The sequence below is a fragment of the Nonomuraea jabiensis genome (assembly GCF_014204795.1).
In the GTDB taxonomy this organism is placed as follows: domain Bacteria; phylum Actinomycetota; class Actinomycetes; order Streptosporangiales; family Streptosporangiaceae; genus Nonomuraea; species Nonomuraea jabiensis.
The window spans coordinates 10408381-10426944 of sequence record NZ_JACHMB010000001.1 but is presented as its reverse complement, the minus strand read 5'-3'; the positions used below and the strand labels follow the sequence as shown (position 1 = coordinate 10426944).

At 72.3% G+C, this 18564-nt stretch carries 17 protein-coding genes; 6 read left to right on the top strand and 11 right to left on the bottom strand.

Annotation, left to right across the window (positions count from 1 at the left end):
* Positions 1–13 precede the first annotated feature (13 nt).
* The 3 genes from HD596_RS47685 to HD596_RS47675 all read left to right on the top strand — a co-directional run bounded on the left by HD596_RS47685 (position 14) and on the right by HD596_RS47675 (position 2749).
* Positions 14–907 carry an alpha/beta fold hydrolase gene (locus HD596_RS47685; RefSeq protein ID WP_185075930.1) on the top strand — a complete coding sequence of 298 codons (894 nt, stop codon included), beginning with the start codon at positions 14–16 and terminating at the stop codon, positions 905–907.
* Entirely contained in the window at positions 904–1854 is a 951-nt protein-coding gene (locus HD596_RS47680; protein WP_185075929.1) for a quinone oxidoreductase family protein, read from the top strand. Before HD596_RS47685 ends, HD596_RS47680 begins: the two co-directional genes overlap by 4 nt.
* Before the next feature lie 70 nt (positions 1855–1924).
* Positions 1925–2749, top strand: a complete 825-nt coding sequence (locus HD596_RS47675; protein WP_185075928.1) for an IclR family transcriptional regulator — start codon at positions 1925–1927, stop codon at positions 2747–2749.
* Here HD596_RS47675 and HD596_RS47670 read toward each other — a convergent pair whose 3' ends face one another.
* On the bottom strand, positions 2750–3559 hold the full coding sequence (locus HD596_RS47670; protein WP_221519924.1) for an alpha/beta fold hydrolase: 810 nt from the start codon (positions 3557–3559) through the stop codon (positions 2750–2752).
* 122 nt (positions 3560–3681) lie between these two features.
* Between HD596_RS47670 and HD596_RS47665 the strand changes: the two genes are divergently transcribed.
* Positions 3682–4479 carry an IclR family transcriptional regulator gene (locus HD596_RS47665; RefSeq protein ID WP_185075926.1) on the top strand — a complete coding sequence of 266 codons (798 nt, stop codon included), beginning with the start codon at positions 3682–3684 and terminating at the stop codon, positions 4477–4479.
* Positions 4480–4482: 3 nt separating this feature from the next.
* Here the strand turns inward: HD596_RS47665 and HD596_RS47660 are convergent, their stop codons facing one another.
* The 5 genes from HD596_RS47660 to HD596_RS47640 are packed head-to-tail and all read right to left on the bottom strand — an operon-like array spanning position 4483 to position 10874.
* On the bottom strand, positions 4483–5361 hold the full coding sequence (locus HD596_RS47660) for a sugar phosphate isomerase/epimerase family protein (RefSeq protein ID WP_185075925.1): 879 nt from the start codon (positions 5359–5361) through the stop codon (positions 4483–4485).
* Positions 5358–7475 (bottom strand): ABC transporter ATP-binding protein, encoded by a 2118-nt coding sequence (locus tag HD596_RS47655; protein WP_221519923.1) that lies wholly within the window; start codon positions 7473–7475, stop codon positions 5358–5360. Before HD596_RS47655 ends, HD596_RS47660 begins: the two co-directional genes overlap by 4 nt.
* Entirely contained in the window at positions 7472–8341 is an 870-nt protein-coding gene (locus tag HD596_RS47650; protein WP_185075924.1) for an ABC transporter permease, read from the bottom strand. The genes HD596_RS47655 and HD596_RS47650 overlap by 4 nt, the downstream gene beginning before the upstream one ends.
* Positions 8342–8343: 2 nt before the next feature.
* Positions 8344–9291 carry an ABC transporter permease gene (locus HD596_RS47645; RefSeq protein WP_185075923.1) on the bottom strand — a complete coding sequence of 316 codons (948 nt, stop codon included), beginning with the start codon at positions 9289–9291 and terminating at the stop codon, positions 8344–8346.
* 14 nt (positions 9292–9305) lie between these two features.
* A complete protein-coding gene (locus tag HD596_RS47640) occupies positions 9306–10874 on the bottom strand; it encodes an ABC transporter substrate-binding protein (protein WP_185075922.1) in 1569 nt (522 codons plus the stop codon).
* A gap of 212 nt (positions 10875–11086) precedes the next feature.
* On the opposite strand from HD596_RS47640, the gene HD596_RS47635 reads away from it, so the two are divergent.
* Positions 11087–12022, top strand: coding sequence for an NADP-dependent oxidoreductase (locus HD596_RS47635; protein ID WP_185075921.1), 936 nt, complete (start codon positions 11087–11089; stop codon positions 12020–12022).
* 32 nt (positions 12023–12054) lie between these two features.
* On the opposite strand, the gene HD596_RS47630 is transcribed toward HD596_RS47635, so the two are convergent.
* The 3 genes from HD596_RS47630 to HD596_RS47620 all read right to left on the bottom strand — a co-directional run bounded on the left by HD596_RS47630 (position 12055) and on the right by HD596_RS47620 (position 15389).
* On the bottom strand, positions 12055–13698 hold the full coding sequence (locus tag HD596_RS47630; protein ID WP_221519922.1) for a GMC family oxidoreductase: 1644 nt from the start codon (positions 13696–13698) through the stop codon (positions 12055–12057).
* 75 nt (positions 13699–13773) lie between these two features.
* Positions 13774–14181, bottom strand: a complete 408-nt coding sequence (locus tag HD596_RS47625) for a gluconate 2-dehydrogenase subunit 3 family protein (protein ID WP_185075920.1) — start codon at positions 14179–14181, stop codon at positions 13774–13776.
* A complete protein-coding gene (locus HD596_RS47620) occupies positions 14178–15389 on the bottom strand; it encodes a Gfo/Idh/MocA family protein (protein WP_185075919.1) in 1212 nt (403 codons plus the stop codon). Before HD596_RS47620 ends, HD596_RS47625 begins: the two co-directional genes overlap by 4 nt.
* Before the next feature lie 9 nt (positions 15390–15398).
* On the opposite strand from HD596_RS47620, the gene HD596_RS47615 reads away from it, so the two are divergent.
* Positions 15399–15890 (top strand): acyl-CoA dehydrogenase family protein, encoded by a 492-nt coding sequence (locus HD596_RS47615; protein WP_185075918.1) that lies wholly within the window; start codon positions 15399–15401, stop codon positions 15888–15890.
* Here HD596_RS47615 and HD596_RS47610 read toward each other — a convergent pair whose 3' ends face one another.
* On the bottom strand, positions 15891–17144 hold the full coding sequence (locus HD596_RS47610) for an amidohydrolase (protein ID WP_185075917.1): 1254 nt from the start codon (positions 17142–17144) through the stop codon (positions 15891–15893).
* Between the two features lie 48 nt (positions 17145–17192).
* Positions 17193–18287 (bottom strand): Lrp/AsnC family transcriptional regulator, encoded by a 1095-nt coding sequence (locus HD596_RS47605; RefSeq protein ID WP_185075916.1) that lies wholly within the window; start codon positions 18285–18287, stop codon positions 17193–17195.
* Positions 18288–18564 lie beyond the last annotated feature (277 nt).

Here is an 18564-nt window from a genome sequence, read left to right as displayed (position 1 = left end):
AGGTGACGTGACGATGACCATATGGACCGAGTTGAGCCCGTTGAGCCTGAGCCTCTCGTACGTGGACGCGGGGGGAGTGCCGACCCGCAGCCTGCGGGCCGGATCGGGCGAGCCCGTGGTGTTCCTGCACGGGACCAGCGGGCACCTGGAGGCGTTTACCCGCAACCTGGCCGCGCACGCCGAACAGTACGAGTGCCACGCCATCGACATGCTGGGCCATGGCTACACCGGCAAGCCGGACTATCCGTATGAGATCCCGCGCTATGTCGATCACCTGCTGGCGTATTTCGACGCCGTGGGCATCGAGCGCGCGCACATCGTGGGGGAGTCGCTGGGCGGCTGGGTCGGCGCTCGCGCCGCGATCGACCACCCCGACCGCGTGGCGAGCCTGCAGCTGCTCTGCGCGGGCGGCACGGTCGCCAACCCGCAGGTCATGGAGCGCATCAGGACGAGCACGCGTGAGGCCGTGCTCAGCGATGACGTGGAGCTCACCCGCAAGCGGCTGCGGCTGCTGATGGCCGACCCGGCCGACGCCACCGAGGAGCTGGTGCAGGTGCGCCACGCCATCTACCACGAGCCCGCGTTCGTGGCAGGCGTCGACAACCTGCTCTGCCTGCAGGACATGGAGACCCGGCAGCGCAACATCCTGCGCCCCGGCGACCTGGCCGCGATCTCCCAGCCGACGCTGATCGTCTGGGGCCGCAAGAACCCGTTCGGTGACGTGCCGGAGGCGACCGCCATGCACGAGGCCATCGCGGGCTCGCAGCTGGAACTGTTCGAGGAGTGCGGCCACTGGCCCCAGCACGAGCAGGCCGCGCGCTACAACCCGCTCAGCCTGTCCTTCCTGGCCAAGAGCTCCGCGGCGGGTTTCTCGGGCCGATTCATTGGCAGGGTGTCGGGCCGATGACGCGCGCGGCCCGCTTCCACGCGTGGGGAGCGTCCCCCGTCGTGGAGGACGTTCCCGAACCCGCGTATGAGCCGGGGCGGGTGCTGGTCGAGGTCAAGGCGGCGGCGCTCAGCCATCTGGACCTGACCGTCGCCACCGGGTCCTTCGCGATGAAACCGGCTCTCCCGTACGTGGGCGGGGTCGAGGCCAGCGGGGTGGTCCTGGCAGCCGACGACCTCGCCCCCGGCACGCAGGTGCTCCTTCGCGGGGGCGGGCTTGGCCTGCTGCGCGACGGCTGCTGGACCGAGCGGGTCAGCGTCAGCCCCAAGGCCGTCAGCTCGCTGGCCGAGCCGCTGCCGCACGAGGTCGCCGCGTCGTTCTTCGTCCCGGCCACCACGGCGTACGTCGCCCTGCACGACATCGCCCGCCTGGAGCCGGGGGAGGAGGTCGTCGTGACCGGCGCCACCGGGGCGGTCGGCGCGATGGTCGCCCAGCAGGCGCGGCTGGCCGGGGCCACGGTGACCGGGCTCGTCGGACGGTCCGACCAGCTCGACCGGGTGCCCGAGGGGGTGCGCGGCGTGGCGGCCGACGACGCCGCGGCGGTCGCGGAGCTGGCCTCGGCGCGCCCGGCGTCCCTGCTGGTCGACACGCTCGGCGGCGCCGGACTGGTCGAGCGCACGCGCTGGGTCCGCCCCGGCGGCCGGGCCGTCGTCATCGGGTACGTGCTGGGCGCGTCCGTGACGGTCGATCTCCCGTCGTGGCTGCTCGACGACGTGGCGCTGCTGCCCGTGAACATGGTCAGGCACGAGCGCCGGGCACGCGAGGTGGCCCCGTCGCTGGTCGGCCGCCTGGCCTCCGGCGAGCTCGGCGTGGAGGTCGAGCGGTTCGACCTGGCCGAGCTCCCCAAGGCCCTGGAACTGCTGCGCGAGGGCAGGGTACGCGGGCGTGCGGTCGTCACGTTCGGATAGCCGCCGGTCCCGTTCCGCTCAGCGAGACAGGGCCGTTGTCCGGAACGGGTACGGGCCCGATCATCGGGCAATGGCTCTTATGCACTCCCCGTCGTCATCCGACGTCCAGCCCCTGGCCATCGTTCCTTCACCCGAGCACGACGCCGCGGCGAACAGCGTACTGGGGAAGGTGCGGCTGATCCTGGAGGCCTTCGGCCCCGACGACGAGAGCCTCGGCCTGTCCGAGATCGTGCGCCGCACCGGCGTGGCCAAGGCGTCGGTCCACCGGCTGGCCCAGGAGCTGCTGCAGTGGGGCCTGCTGGAGCGGCGCGGGTCCGAGTACTGGCTGGGCATGCGCCTGTTCGAGATCGGGCAGCGCGTGCCGCGCCAGCGGATCCTGCGGGAGGCGGCGCGGCCCTTCATGGAGGACCTCTACCAGGCGACGGGGGAGACCATCCACCTGGCCGTGCTGGACGGGCTGGAGGTCATCTACCTGGAGAAGGTCTCCGGCCACGGCCAGGTGTCCAGGCCGTCACGGGTGGCCGGACGCATGCCGCTGCACTGCACGGCGACCGGCAAGGCCCTGCTGGCGTTCGGCCCGGCGGCCCTCTTCGGCGACGTCGTGGCCACCCCCCTGGCCCGCGTGACGCCACGCACGGTCACCGCCCCGAAGCTGCTCGCCCAGGAGATCCAGCAGGCCAGGAAGGCGGGGTACGCCGTCGAGCGGGAGCAGACCCGGGTCGGCTACCTCAGCGTGGCGATCCCGCTCACCGGGGCCACCGGGACCATGGTCGCCGCGCTGTCGGTGACGGCGCCGACCTTCCGCGCCGACGTCAACAAGTACGTGGGCCTGCTCACCATGGTGAGCAGGCGCATCACGAAGTCGATCATGGCCGCCGACGGCGGCCGGACCTGATCAGGCCGTCAGGAACGCCGCCACGGCCGCGGCGACCTCGGCCGGCTTGTGCTCCATGAGCGGGATCGTGCCGCCCTCGACGACGGCCGACGTCACGCTCGCCGCCCCGGTGAGATGCTCCCGGAGCGGGGCCAGGTTCGGCAGCGCGAACGGGTCCGCCGCGCCCGCCAGCAGCAGCACGGGCGCCGTCACCAGGCCGATCCGGTCCTCCATGACGTAGCGCGCGCACGCCCGGTGGCCCTCCGCCGGATCGACCCCCGGCGCGAGGGCGTCGCGGACGAACCGGTCGAGCAGGCCGGTGACCGGTTCGGGATAGTACGGCTGCCGCAGCCGCCACAGCTTGATCAGGTGGTCACCCTCGGGTGACGGGTCGGCCTCGTCCACCCCCGGGCCGTGCGCGTGGGCGGCGCGGTAGCGGGCGTCCGCCCACGGGGCCGACGACAGCACCAGCCGGCCCACCCGCTCCGGCGCGGACGCCGCCAGCTCGACGGCCACCGCGCCGCCGGTGTGGTGGCCGAGCACGTCGGCCCGCTCGATGCCGAGGCCGTCCAGCAGCGCCAGCGCGCCGGCCGCGAACAGCTCGATCGTGTGGGGCGCCGGGGGCTTCGCGCTGGCCCCGAAGCCGACCATGTCCATGGCCAGGACGCGCCGGTGTGGAGCCAGCAGGGGCATCAGCTCGCGGAACTCGTCCCACGATCTGGGGGTCTGGTGCAGGAGCAGCAGGGGCCGGCCCGTGCCCTGCTCGGCGTAGTGGAGCTGGCCGAGGGGCGAGTCGGCGTACCCGAAGCGCAGCGGTGCCGCGATGTCCAAGGGGTCCTCCCTCGTGCCGGTCGTCATCTGATCTTTACATCGGGCCGCCCGGCCAAACCTATACATTTCAGACTTTCTGCACTATTCATGGGACAAATGGAAAGTGGTCGAGGGGAGTTCCGATGTCCTCACAGGTGTTCGTGGCGGCGCCGGCCGGCCCCGACGAGGAGGAGGAATACCCCAATTCGGTGCTCGGCAAGGCCCAGTTGATCTTCGGGGCGTTCGAGTCTGGGGCGGTCCAGCTCCGGCTCACCGAGCTCAGCCGGCGCTCGGGAGTGCCGAAGGCGTCGGCGTACCGGCTGGCGCAGGAGCTGGTGCAATGGGGGCTGCTGGAGCGCAAGGGAGACTCCTACCAGCTCGGCATGCGCATGTTCGAGCTGGGCCAGCGGGTGCCGGTCTCGGCCGTGCTGCGCCGCGTGGCCCGGCCCCTCCTCACCGACCTGTTCGCCGCCACCAGGGCGACCATCCACCTGGCGGTCCTCGACCGCGGTCACGTGCTCTACGTGGAGAAGGTGGCCGGGGAGGCGAACGTGAACACCCACTCCCGGGTGGGCGGGCGCCTGCCCGCCGCGTGCACGGCGACGGGGAAGGCCCTGCTCGCGAACCTCCCCGACCTCGAGGAACGGCTGCGCCGCCTCGCGCGGATCGGCCTGCCGCACCTGACGCCGCACACCGTCGCGTCCGTGGCGGACCTGCGCCGGCAGCTCGCGGCCGTCAGGGAACGGGGCTATGCCATCGAGAAGCAGGAGGTCCTGCTGGGGTTCGGCAGCATCGCCGTGCCGGTCGTGGCAGCCGATGGAACGGTCCTGGCGTCCGTGTCGGCCGCCGCCCCGCTGTCCCGCCTGGTAGCCAAGCGGCTGCTGCCCGGGCTGTTCGCGGCGGCCGACGGCATCTCCCGCGCCGTCGCACGGGAGTGCTGAACCTCAGAAGGCGCCGTGCATCCAGCGGGCCGACGCCTGCGCGCTCTCGTACGGGTCGGCGATGTCGGGCCGGTCCACCTCCACCATCAGCCAGCCGTCGAACGCGTCGGGCAGGTTGCCGATGATGCCGGTCAGGTCGAGCTCACCCCGGCCGGGCTCGACCCAGAGCCCCGCGAGCACGGTCTGCCGGTAGTCCCACCCCTTCTCGAGGCCCTCGGCGGCGACGCTGAGCCGGCAGTCCTTCACGTGTACGAAGGGGATCCGGTCGGCGTAGTCCTTCACGAGCCCGGCGACGTCGGCGCCCGCCCACGCCAGGTGTCCCGTGTCCGGCAGGAAGCCGAGCTTGGACTCCGGCAGGGCGTCGAGCACCGCCCGGCCCTCCTCCTCGGTCTCGACCCACGTGCCGACGTGCGGGTGCAGGCACGGCCGGACGCCCTCGGCCACCATGGCGTCGCAGATTCGCCCGATCAACGCCGTCACCGCCTCGACGCGCGAGGGGTCGGCATCGTGCCCCTGCCCGGGGTTCAGGACGCGCGGCGCCTCCTTGCCCATGCCCAGGCCCAGGCCGATCTCGGTCAGGCCGAGCCGGGCCTGCGTGCGGGCGACCTCGGCGGCGGCCGCCACGACGGTGTCCTCGTTGCCGTCCCTGCCGTCCGAGCGGCAGGGGAAGTAGCCGGGCGCGAGCGCCAGGCCGACCTCGTCCAGCAGCGCCCGGTACTGCTCGACGTCGAAGCCGGCGGGCACCTCGGACATGACGTGGTCGAACCCGGCCCGCTTGATCTGGGTCAGCAGCTCCTTCGGCGCCGGGGCCAGCGACGGGTCCAGCCAGCCGTCGGCGCTGGCCATCCACTGGATCGGGTTGAGCGCGATCTTCGCGGTCATTCGGTTTCCTTTCCGTTGTCGGCAAAGTGGCAGGCGGCCCGCTGGCCGGTGGCCGTGAGGGTGAGCTGAGGGTCGATCTCCGTGCAGATCGTCCGATCCGGGTTGACCAGCGGGCCGACCGGGCACCTGGTGCGGAACCGGCAGCCCGACGGCGGGTTCGCGGGGCTGGGCAGGTCGCCGGGCAGGACGATGCGCTCGCGCGTGCGCGCGGACACCGACGGGATGGGCGAGGACGACATCAGGGCGGCGGTGTAGGGGTGCTGCGGGCTGCCGTAGACGGCGGCGGCGTCGCCGTACTCCACGATCCGGCCCAGGTACATGACCGCGACGGTGTCGCTGAGGTGCCGCACCACCGACAGGTCGTGGGCGATGAACAGGTAGCCGAGCCCGAGCTCGTTCTGCAGCTTCTCCAGCAGGTTGATGATCTGCGCCTGGATCGACATGTCCAGGGCGGAGACCGGCTCGTCGAGGATGAGCGCGCGCGGCTGCCTGGCCAGCGCGCGGGCGATGCCGATCCGCTGGCGCTGGCCGCCCGAGAACGCGTGGGGGTAGCGGTCGAGGTGCTCTGTGCGCAGCCCGACCTGCGCCATCAGCGACCGCGCCGCCTCCTCGCGCTCGCGCCGGCCGACGCCTCTGAATGCGAGCGCCTCGGACAGCGACTGCCGGATGGTGCGGCGCGGGTTCAGCGACGCGTACGGGTCCTGGAACAGGTACTGCACCGAGGACCTGACCCGCCCGAGATCCGCCTGCCCCATCGTGCTGACGTCGGCGCCGTCGACGAGGACCGACCCGCTGGAGACCGGGTTGATCCCGACGATGCTCCTGGACAGCGTCGACTTGCCGCAGCCGCTCTCGCCCACCAGCCCGAGCGTGCGGCCGGCGTGCACCGACAGGCTCACCGAGTCGACCGCGTAGACGGGCGGGTCGCGGTGGAACAGCCCGCGCCGCCTGGAGCCGACGTCGATCCGCAGGTCGCGCACTTCGAGCACGGGCGTCGCGCCGTCCGGGGCGGCCGGCTGCCCGACCTGGGCGGGCGATTCGGACGCGCGGACGGAGACGTCCGCGGCGGGCGGCTCGGGGGCGAGGGCCGGGACGTCGGTGGCGGCGCGCTGTGCGACGAAGCAGGCCGCCGACTGCCCGTCGCCGCCGATCTGGAGCAGCTGCGGCGGCTCGTGCTCGCAGACGTCCTCGGTGAAGCGGCACCGGGGCGCGAACGGGCAGCCGGGGGGCGGCGCGGCCGGGTCGGGCGGCGCGCCCGGGATCGCGGGCAGCGGCTGCCCGATCCGGTCGTCGTCGAGGCGGGGCATGGCCGCCAGCAGCGCCGCGGTGTAGGGGTGCCGCGGATGCTCGAAGACCTGCTCGACGGTGCCCTTCTCGACCGTGCGGCCGCCGTACATGACGACGACGTCGGTGCAGAGCTCGGCCACGACCCCCATGTCATGGGTGATGATCGCGATGGCGATGCCGAGCTCGGTGCGCAGCCGGGCGAGCAGGCGCAGGATCTGCGCCTGGATGGTCACGTCGAGGGCGGTCGTGGGCTCGTCCGCGATCAGCAGCGCGGGGTCGTTGGCCAGGGCGATCGCGATGACGACGCGCTGGCGCATGCCTCCGGAGAACTGGTGCGGGTAATGGTCGATCTTCGTCCGGACGTCGGGGATGCCGACCTGGTCGAGCAGCTCGATCGCGCGCCTGCGCGCGGTCTGCCTGTCCACCCCGTGCAGCGTCATGGCCTCGGCGATCTGGTCGCCCACCTTCATGACGGGGTTGAGCGCGGCCTGCGGGTCCTGGAAGACCATCGCGACCTTGCTGCCGCGGCGGCGCCGCATCTCGCGTTCGGGCAGGGCCAGCAGGTCCTCGCCGCCGAGCCGTACGGAGCCGGCCACGACCTCGCCCGGCGGGCGCAGTATGCGCATGATGGAGCGGGCCGTCACCGACTTGCCCGAGCCGGACTCGCCGACGATGCCGAGCACGTCGCCCGGGTAGATGTCGAAGCTGACGTCGTTGACGGCCTTGACGCCGCCGTTCTTCAGACGGAACTCGGTGCGCAGGCCTTCGACCCGCAGCAGCGGCACGTCCTTCGCCGTCACGGGGGCCAGGGATTCGGTGGAGGTCACCGGCGGTTCACCGCCTCGTTGAGGGCGTCGGACACCAGGCTGAAGGCCACCGCCACGAGGAGCAGCAGGAGCGCGGGGCCGACGATGTAGGTGGGGGACTGGGTGACGAACCGCAGTCCGTTGTTCAGGAGCACGCCGAGCGAGGGCGTCGGCGGCTGCACGCCGAGGCCGACGATGCTCAGCCCGGCCTCGATGTAGACGCCGACGACCATCCACACGGCCGCGTTGACGACGGCCGAGTCCATGGCGTTCGGCAGGACGTGCCGGACCAGGAGCTGCGGGCGGGAGACGCCGAGCACCCGGGCGGCGAGGACGTACTCCCTGCTCTGCTGGGCCAGCCAGGCGCCGCGGGCCAGCCGGCCGGCGGTGGGCAGCCCGCTGATCAGGATGGTCAGGAACAGCGCCGGCCAGCCCGGCCCCAGGATGGCCACCAGGCAGATGCCCAGGATCAGGCCGGGGAAGCCGATGATCACGTCGAGCAGCCGCTGCACCGCCGACCCCAGGTGCTCCGACAGCGCGCCGCTCAGCCCGAGCAGGACCCCGATCGCCATGCTGAGCGGCACCGCGGTGAAGATCAGGCTGAGGTCGATGCGCAGGCCGTAGACGCTGCGGACGAAGATGTCGCGGCCGAACTCGTCCACGCCGAAGATGTGCCCGGCCGAGATGCCGGTCAGGGCTTCGCGGCCCTGCTCGTCGTACCCGCCGGGGAAGAGCACGGGGGCGAGCAGGGCGGCCAGGCTCATGACGGCGAGGATCGACAGCCCGATGACGCCCTTCGGCGTGCGGAACGCCGACAGGTAGCGGGCCAGCGTCGGGTTCAGCCGGCGTGCGCGCGGGATTCCCCCTTCGAGTGGAATGTCTGCCATGCCTACGCTCCCAACGTGATCCGGGGGTCGAGTGCTGCCAGGATCATCTCGGTGAGGATCTGGCAGATCACCGCCACGAAGACGACGGCCAGGATCAGCACCTGCAGCACGGTGAAGTCGCGGGTCTGCACGCTGGAGACGGCGAGCTGGCCGAGGCCGTTGCGGTTGAAGATCGCCTCGATGATCACCGCGCCGGCGAGCAGGTTCCCGACCTGCAGGCCCACCGCGACGACCGCGGTGCCCACGCTGTTGCGCAGCACGTGGCGGATCGTGATCCGGGCGCCCGAGGCTCCCTTGCTGAGCGCGAGGTCCACGTAGTCCTCGTTCCTGGCGACCAGCATCTCCGCCTGCAGCAGCCGGGCCACGACCGCCGCGGGCGGCAGCGCCAGGGCGATCGCCGGCAGGATCAGGAACTGGAAGCCGATCACCGGATCGTCGAGGAAGGCTACCTCGCCGCTGACGGGCAGCCAGCGGTTCAGCACGCCGAAGACGAGGATCAGCCCCAGCCCCGTGACGAACGACGGGACGGCCACGAGGAAGCTGTTGACCAGGTCGAGGCCGGTCCGCGCCCAGCGGCTGCGGACCGAGCCGACCACGACGCCCAGGGCCGTGCCGATCGCGATGACCAGCAGCGTGGCCAGGGCGGCCAGCTCGACCGTGCTCCCCAGCCGGTCGCCGATGAGGCTCGAGACGCTGCGGCGCAGCAGGTAGGACTGGCCGAGGTCGCCCTGGAGCAGCCCGGCCATCCAGTCCGCGTACTGGATCACCAGGGGGCGGTCCAGGCCGAGCTGCTGGCGGATCGCGGCGATGTTGGCCGCGGTCGGGTCCGCTCCGGCGAGCGTGACCGCCACGTCGCCCGGCGCCAGGCGGGGCAGGGCGAAGGCCACGATCGAGCTGGCGAGCAGCACGAACACCAGCGAGGGGAGCTTGCGTATCAGGAACCGGACCATCGTCCTGCCTCCGGTTACTTGGACAGCCAGGCCTGGCTGACGTCGAGGAATCCCATCTGGGTGGACTTGATGCCGTTCACGGAGTTCGCGCGCAGGGTGAGGGTGGGGCGGGTGACCAGCGGGAGCACGAACGCCTGGTCGATGAAGTAGGCGTCGTAGTCGCGCAGGGCCTTCTGCTGGTCCTCCGTGGTGCTGGCGCTGGTGACCGCCTTGACCAGCTTCGCGTACTCGGGGCTCTTGAAGTGGGAGACGTTCCCGTCCGCCAGCAGCTCCGGCCGGCTCACGACGGCGGTCGCCGGGGACAGGCCGTTGCTGTTCTGCATCAGGAAGGCGGGGGCGCCCAGGTCCTTCTTGGCGATCCGCGCGTCGTAGTCGGCCACGGGCACGACGACCGGGTTGGCGTTCAGTCCCACGGCGGCCAGGTTGTTCTTGACGATCTGGAAGACGCCGGTGGCCTCGGGCGAGTTCAGCGTGAGCACGTCGAACGAGACGTTCTTCACCCCCGCCTCGGCCAGCAGCTGCTTGGCCTTGTCCGGCTGGTAGGTGTACTGCTTGGCCTGGGCGGCGTCGTAGCCGACCGTCGAGGCCCGCCAGGGCACGTTGGTCGGGTCGGCCTGGCCGCCCATGACCTGCTGCACGATGCGGTCGCGGTCGATCGCGTAGTGGACCGCCTGGCGCACGGCCTTGTTGTCGAACGGCGGCCTGGTCACGTCGAACCCCAGCGGGATGGCCGCGCCGCCCGAGGTCACGAGGGAGAAGCCGGGCTGCTGGCTCAGGGTCCTGGCGTCCAGGGCCGCCATGCCGACGCCGTACTGGACGCGGCCGCTGCGGATGGCCGCGACCATGGCCGTCGGGTCCTTGATCAGGTTGATCTCGATGGTGTCGAGCTGGGTGCCGGCCGCGTCGCGGTAGCCCGCGTACTTGCCGAGCACCAGCTTGCCGCCCGGAGTCCACGACTTCCACGTGAAGCGCCCGGTGCCGTCGACCTTCGTGCCCGAGGCGTAGTCGGCGTAGGAGTCCTTGTTGAGGATGGGCATCGTCTCGAAGAGGTCGAAGATGTTCGGCAGCGGCTGCTTGAACGTCAGCGTCAGCTCGTGCTCGCCCTTGGTCTTCAGGCCGGAGATCTGGGCGGCGATCGACTGGTTGGCCGCGCCGGTGGCCGGGTCCTGGACCTTCTGGATGGCGAAGACGACGTCGTCCGCGGTCAGCTTGCGGCCGCTGTGGAAGGTCACGTCGTCGCGGAGCTTGAGATCCAGGCTCTTGCCGTCGGGGGCCAGGGTCCACGACTCGGCCAGGACCCCCTTGGGCCGGCCGGTCTTGCCGTCGATGAGGGTCAGGGTCTCGAAGACCGCGTACTCCGCCACGATGTTGCCGAAGGAGGTCTTGAGGAACGAACCCGGGTCGGCGTCGCTCGTCTGGGCGACGATGAGAGTGCCGCCCCCGCGCACCGGGCCTGCGCTCGCGCTCGCGGAGTTGCCGATGGCGCCCTGGTTGGCGGCACTGCACGCGGCGGAGGCGAGCATGGCCGCGCCGGCGGCGCCCGCGGCGAGACGACGGCGCCATACTGACTTCGTCAGTGACATTGGTACTCCTCGAGACAATCTGGGGGCGTGCGGTGTAACGAGGTGTCGGGCATCGTACTAATTGCCCGAATTGTTGCCGGACGCGGAGTCACCGTTCTTCAGGTGGTGGCCTCAAACCCTAGAGCCGGACGATTCGGGCGGCTCCCGCGCCGGTTCACTGACCGGAACAGCCCTTCAGCCTGCTCCCCGGCCGGTCGGTAGCGTCCCTGACCATGCCTCTCGCTTACGGGTTCATCGACTACGGCGGTCCGGATGTCCAGCGGTTTCTCGGCGTTCCCGCGCCCGAGCCGCAGGAGGGCGAAGTGCTCGTCGAGGTGCGCGCGGCCGGCGTCAACCCGGTGGACTGGAAGGTCCGCGCCGGCCTGCAGCGCGCCTTCCTGCCGCTGAGCCTGCCCGCGATCCTCGGGCGCGAGGTGGCCGGGACCGTGGTGCGGACCGGGCCGGGAGTCACCCGGCTGGCCGTCGGGGACGCGGTCTTCGGCAGCACGGCCGGCGGGAGCGGCGGCTACGCCGAGCTGGCGGTGCTGCCGCAGGACCGGGCCGCGCGCATGCCGGCCGGGCTGAGCTTCACCGACGCGGCGGCGCTGCCGATCGCGGCGGGGACCGCCTACGAGGGGCTCGCCGCCCTCGCCCCGGCCCCCGGGCAGACGCTGCTGATCCTGGGCGCCGGCGGGGGAGTCGGCACCGTCGCGGCCCAGCTCGCGGTCATGGACGGGGTACGGGTCGTGGGCACGGCGAGCGGGGCGAAGCGCGCGTTCGTCGAATCCCTCGGCGCCACGGCGGTCGCCTACGATCGCGACGACGTCGCGGGCCGGCTGCGGGACCTTCTTCCCGAGGGCGCCCACGCCGTGCTCGACCTGGTCGGCGGCGACGCCCTCCACGGCGTCGCGGGGATCCTCACCGCCGGGACGCGCGTGCTCACCGTGGCCGGCGAGGAGACCGCCGCGCGCTTCGGCGCGCGCCCGCTCTCGCGCGTCGGCGGGCCGGAGACGCTGTCGGCCCTGGGCGAGCTGGTGGTCGCGGGGAAGCTGGACCCGCGCGTCGGCCGGGTGTTCCCGTTCGCGGCGGCCGCCGGCGCGCTCGCGCTCGTGGAGGACGGCCACGCCACCGGCAAGGTGGTCCTCGACGTCGCCACCCGGCCGTCCTGAAAGACGTCACCGCTCGGCTGTCCTGAAGGACGTCACCAGTCAGCGGACAGCCGCTCGGCCGTCCGGAACGCCAGCGCCATGATCGTCAGCACCGGGTTGACCCCGCCGTTGGTGACGTGCACCGAGGCGTCGGCGACATAGAGGTTGTCGTGCCCGTGGACCCGGCCCCACCGGTCCACGACCGACGTCCGCTCGTCGTCGCCCATCCGGCACGTCCCCGACTGGTGCTGCCCGGCGTGCAGGCCCAGGGGCGCCCGTGCCGCCCACGCCCGGCGCGCGCCCGAGGCGAGCAGCCACTCACGGGCGCGGCCGGCGATGAAATCCCCGGTACGCAGGGTCTCCGGATGGGTCGTCCCGGACAGGCGGGCGACCGGGATGCCCCACCGGTCGCGCACGCGCGGGTCGAGCCGCGTCCGCGCCTCCGGGCTGGGGATCTCCTGGACCGGCCCGCCCACCCGCATGACACGGCGGTAGTTGTCCCGCATGTACTGCTTGTTGCGCGCGCCCCAGCGCGGCAGGTCCGGCGGCAGGTTCCGGGCCCAGAAGGCCAGGGGCAGCACGGTGAACTCGTCCGCCAGCATCGCCCCGCCCACCAGGCCGTCGTTGTGGTGGACGAAGTCGAGCGTCGCGAGCGAGACGCCGGGGCCCAGCCCGTCGTGCACGGGCTCGTCCATCTCGCCCAGCGCCCACGCGTAGGCGTGGCCCTGCAGGTGCCGCCCCACCTGATCGTGGTTGTTGCCCAGCCCGTACGGCTCGCGCCGGGTCGGCGAGTTCTGCAGCAGCCGGGCCGTCTCGATCGCGCCGGCCGCGCAGATCACCACCTCGGCCTCGACGACGTGGCGGGCCCCCGAGCGATCCACCCAGCGCACGCCGGTGACGCGGCCCGACGGGTCGCATTCGACGCGTTCGGCGACGGCCTCCGGCAGCAACCGGGCGCGGCCGGTGGCGAGCGCGCGGCTCAGCACGGTGTTGTGCGAGCCGTTCTTGGCGTCCGCCGGGCAGGCGAAGCCGACGCAGTGCTGGCAGCGGGTGCAGGCGGCCCGCCCGCCGTACGGCACCGAGTTGATCAGCAGCGGCACCGGCAGCACGTCCCAGCCGAGGGCGGCCGCGCCCCTGCGCAGGGCGGCGGCCTGCAGGCCCTCCGGGAGCGGGGACATCGGGTACGGCTTGGCGCGCCTCCAGTGGCGGCTGCCGGCCGCGTGGTCGCCGCAGACGCCGATCTCCCACTCGGCGCGCTCGTAGGAGGGCTCCAGGTCGTCGTAGCCGATGGGCCAGTCGGCGAGGCTGCTGCCGGCGGGCACGCCGTACGTGCTCGCCATGGTGAAGTCGGCGGGCAGGAACCGCCACGCCTGCGCCCCGTAGAGCCGGGTGCCGCCGCCGACCAGCGTGGCGTTGCCGTGGAAGCCCGGCTCGTGCGGGCGTACCAGGTGCTCGCCGGCGGCGTCGACGACGACGCGCGGGCCGTTCTCGTAGTCGGGCCCGGACCGGTGCGGGTAGCGGGTGAGGCGGTGGTTGCGCAGATGGTCACGGCCGATCTCCGCGAAGGTGAGGTCGCGGCCGCGCTCCAGCACGAGCACTTGCTTGCCCGCCTCCGCCAGGACCGCGGCGGCGACCCCGCCCCCGGCGCCCGACCCGACCACGACCGCGTCCACCCGCATCAGCCTCGTACCTCGCATCCGGTCACGGCCCGCGTCCGCGCGCGCATCAGCCCCGTCCCTCGCATCCGATCAGGGCCTGCGCTCGCCCGCGCATCAGCCTCGCACCTCGAATCCGATCATCCGCCAGGAGACGGCGTCGTGGTTGCCGCCGTTGTCCGGGTCGCCGTAGAAGCCCTCCATGACGTGACCGACCACCGTCTCCACGAACGCCGCCGCGTCGAACGGCCACGGCACCCGCGTGTCGCCCGCCTCCAGCGCCCGCAGCAGCTCTTCGCGCCGCCCGGGCGGGAGCTCGGGGAAGCCGGCGCCGTGCCGCTCGCGCGCCTCGGCCTCGACGGCGTCGAGCCCGGCCCCGTAATAGGCGCGCAGCTCGGCCAGGTCACGGCCGAACTGCCCCGCGAGGTAGTCCAGGACCCCCGCCTCGGTGCCGCTCGGGTAGCCGTCGGCGGGGACGATCGTGTCGACGACCGCGCCCAGCGTCGCGGCCTGCGCCGGGGTCACTCCGCGAAGCGGGGGGCCGGGCGCTCGCACGTGCTCTCCAGCTGGACGACCTGGGCGGGTCCGTCGATCGCGGACAGGGCCTCGAGCACGTGGAAGGCGAACGTGGCGTTGGCGCGGTGGGGGCCGCCCTCGATCGCGTCGGCCAGATCGCGCACGCCGAGCCCGCGGCGGGCCTGCTCCTTGGTGCCGACCGCGCCGAACAGGCCGACGACGGGCGGCAGGACCGTCCAGTCGGCGTCCCCGTGCCGTCGCACCCGTACGTCCCCGTCGAAGTGGTTGGGGTTGGGCAAGGTGAGCGTCCCTTCGGTGCCGTAGACCTCGATGGCGGGCAGATCGCTGTCCCAGACGTCGAAGCTCATCAGCGTGGTGCCGATGACCCCGGAACCGAAGACGAGGACGGCGGAGGCATGGGTCGCCACCTCGACGTCGATCCGGTCCACGACGCGGTCCGGCGCGGTCACCGCGCGCACCGGCGCGCCGACGCGGGCGGCCCCCGCCACGGACCTGACCGGGCCGAGCAGGTTCACCAGTATGGCCAGATAGTACGGCCCCATGTCTAGAACGGGCCCGCCCCCGGGCTGGAAGAGGAAGCGCGGGTCCGGATGCCAGGTCTCGGCCTTGCTGTGCCGGATGAACGCCGACACGCCGATGGGCTCGCCGATCAGCCCGTCGTCGAGCGCCTTGCGCGCGGTCTGGGAGGCGCTGCCCAGGAACGTGTCCGGCGCGGAGCCCAGCACGCGGCCGCTGGTCCCGGCCACCGCCAGCACCTCCCGGGCCTCGGCGACGGTCGCGGCGAGCGGCTTCTCGACGTAGACGTGCTTGCCGGACTCCAGGGCCCGGATGACGGTCCTCGCGTGATGGGCCGGCGGGGTCAGGTTCACCAGGATGTCGATCGAGTCGTCGGCGTAGAGCTCGTCGCCGTCCCCCCAGGCGGGGATGCCATGCCCTTCCGCGGCCCGCTTGGCCCTGTCGACGTCGATGTCGCCGACGCGGACGATCTCCAGCTCCGGGTAGCGGGCCATGCCGGTGACGTAGCGGCCGAAGATGTTGCCGGTGCCGAGGATGCCGATGCGGTGGTGCACGTGTTTTCCGTCCTTCTGGTTGCGTACGGGACCGATGGAAGTCAATGTCCGGCGCGGCCCGCTCTCCAAGCTCGCCAGTCCGCTGGCCGAACCGGCGGGATTGCCCAGCTCCGGCGGGCCGCGCATAGTACGGGCATGAGCGGTACCGAATCGGCCGTGGCCGGCCCGGTGGTGCACATCGTCGACGACGACCACGACCTGCGGCGCTCGCTCGTCTTCCTCTTCGAGAGCGTCGGGGTCCAGGCGCTCACCTATCCCGACGCCGCCACGTTCCTGGCCGAGTACGACGCCGCCGAGGCCGAGGCCACGCTGCGCTCCGCCCGCGCCTACTTCTACGAGGCCGCCGAGGAGGCCTGGGAGACGCTCGTCGCCGGCGGCCTGGTCAGCGACGAGCAGAACGCGCACCTGCGCCTGTCCGCCGCCCACCTCGCCCGGACCGCGTCGGAGGTGGTCCACAAGGTCGTCTCCCTCTCCGGCACCGCCGCGATCTACCAGGACCACCCGCTGCCGGCCCTGCTCGGCGACGCGCTGGTGCCGCAGGAGCACGCCTTCCTCAGCCCGGCGATGTACGACGCCGCGGGCGCCGTCCTCATGGGCCTGCCGCCCACGGTCCCCGCCTTCCGCTGATCAGCCCTGCCGGATCAGCGACTCGAGGAGGTCGATCCCGAGCGGGATCGACTCCTCCGCCACGTCGAAGTCCGCGCTGTGGTGCGGTCCCGGGCTGCCGGCGCCGATCATCAGGTACGCGCCCCTGCCGGCGCGCCGCTGGACGTGCCGGATGAGCAGGTTGGCGTCGTCGCTGCCGGCGAACGCCTGGGTCCTGATCACCTCCACGACGCCGGGGTGCGCGCCGGCCACGTCCACGATGCGGTCCACCACGTCGTCGTCGGGCGTCAGGGTGGCGGAGCTGCCCGTCACGGCCAGTGCCACCTCGACGTCCTGCGTGCGGGCGGCGCCCTCCACGATGGAGCGGATCCGGCCGACCAGCTCGTCCACGACCTCGTCGTCGGTGGCGCGTGCCTCGCAGGTCATCACCGCCGAGGACGGGACGATGTTCACGCCGTCACCGGCGACGAGCGTGCCGACGTTGAGCCTGGTGTCGGCGGACCCGTAGCGGGGGAGCGCCATGATCGCCAGCGTGGCCATGGCGGCGGCGAGCAGCGCGTTGCGCCCCGACTCGGGCGAGCCGGCGGCATGCGAGGCCCGGCCCGTGAAGTCGACCTTCAGCTTGCGGGTGGCCATGCCGCCGGTGAAGCTGCCCACGACCTGGCCGACGCCCAGCTCGCCCGCCATGTGCACGGCGAGCATGAGGTCGATGTCGTCGGCCACCCCGGCGTCGATCATCGTCTGCGCTCCGCGTACCCCCTCCTCGGCGGGCTGGAACAGCACTCTCAGCGAGCCCGCGAAGTCGCGGTCGGCGAGGCGGTGCAGCAGGCCCACGCCGATGGTGGCGTTCGCGTCGTGGCCGCAGGCGTGCATCGCGCCGTTCGCCGCCGCGAAGCCGTTCGCGGCCGGGAAATGGGCCGGATCGGCGGACTCCCGGATCGGCAGCGCGTCGATGTCGGCGCGCAGGCCCCATCGCGGCCCCGGCCGCACGCCGGCCAGGTCGACGACCAGCGCGGTGCCGTTCTCCTGGAAATACCTGGCCTTCTCCGGCGGGATGCCGGAATCGACGGCGCGGGCCGCCCATTCGGCGAGCGTGCCCGGCGACGGGTAGTTCACGACGGGGGAGAGGTCGTGGGCGTCCTTTCCGGTCAGGACGGTCACCGGCAGGTCTTCGACGGCCCGCGCTATCCGGGCCGCCGTCCCGATCTCCACGAACGCGGGTTCCGGATTGCGGTGCAGTTCTCGCCGGAATGCCCTGAGCTCCTCGATGTCCACACGACCTCTTTCTCTGCGCACTGGTCGACGGCCGGGCGGTCGTCTAGCTCAGGCTAGGAAAGGCGCCGCGAATGAGCGTCGATCGGCGTTGATCCCGCACGAAACATCGGATTTTCGGGCCGGGCCCGCACGAAGCTGCTCATCGAACACCGGCCGGCCGCCGACGGGCACGTAACGCAGGCGCCGGCTGTCGAGATCGAGAATGTAGCCCGTCCGCTTGGCGATCCTCGGCACGATCCACCTGTCCTTGACCAGCAGCTTCGGGAACATCGACGACAGCCTGCCCTCGATCTCGTCCAGCTCCTGCAGGTTGCGCAGCCACAGGAAGACCGCGAGGTTGGCCTCACCGGTCACCGAGGCGCACAGCCGCACGTGGCAGAGCAGCCGGAGCGAGGCGATGAGCCGTTCCAGGTCGGGGTGCTTGACGTCGAGCCACAGCACCGCCGCCGCCGACCAGCCCAGGAGGGTGTGCGCGAAGTCCACGCGCCATCTGACCCAGTCGGCCGCGAGCAGCGCGTCGATGTCCCGGGAGATGACCGAGATCGAGCGGCCCAGCTCCCGCTGCATGTCGGCGGCGGTGCGGCGGACGTCCGTGCTGAGCGCCCCGATGACGTCGACGTGGGCGGGCTTGCGGTGGTCGGGCGGCTCGGACGGCCGCAGCAGGTGCAGCGCGCGGGCCTGCTCGTCGGAGAGCACGTTGAGCCGCCAGCCCGACCCTTCCAGGAAGATCCTGCGCAGGTAGTGGGTACGGGTGCCGACGATGCCGGGGACGCCCGCGACGTGCTCGTCGATGTAGCGGTCCATGGAGAGCAGGGTGGGCATCGAGATCATGACGTAGAGGTCGCGGGCGCCCGACGTGCAGTGCACGCTGATGATGGGACCCTGCCGGCTGAGCTCGGCGATGACGTCGCCCCGCTGGCCGGGCGCGCACCGGATCTCGACCAGGGCCGAGATCTCCTGCTGGCCGGTGCGCGGCTCGCACTCGAAGCAGCTCGTCCACACCTGCCGCTGCTGGGTGAGGGCCGACCAGCGGCGCGAGATCGTCGAGGGGTCCACCCGCAGGATCCTCCCGAGTTGGACCCACGGGACCCGGGGATGGATCTGGAGTGCGTTGATGATCTGGAAGTCCAGCCCGTCGACCATGCGCTCATCCTGCACGGACAGGCCCGATCCGACCATGACCGTGTATCGCCTGCCGGACCGCCGCGTAAGATCGGCCCTCAGAGGCACGCTCACGTGCAGGAAGCCGTAACGCGAGGGAAACCTCCGGCGAAGGCCGCGGGAAGGATCGTGCACCCGGGCCGCGATATCACTCAATTCCGTGCGCTCTGCGCCGCGGAAGGCCTGGAATCGGCAGGCGACACCTAGGCTCGGCGCCATTCATTCTCGCGAGTGCGCTGGAGGATCAGTGTTTCGCAAT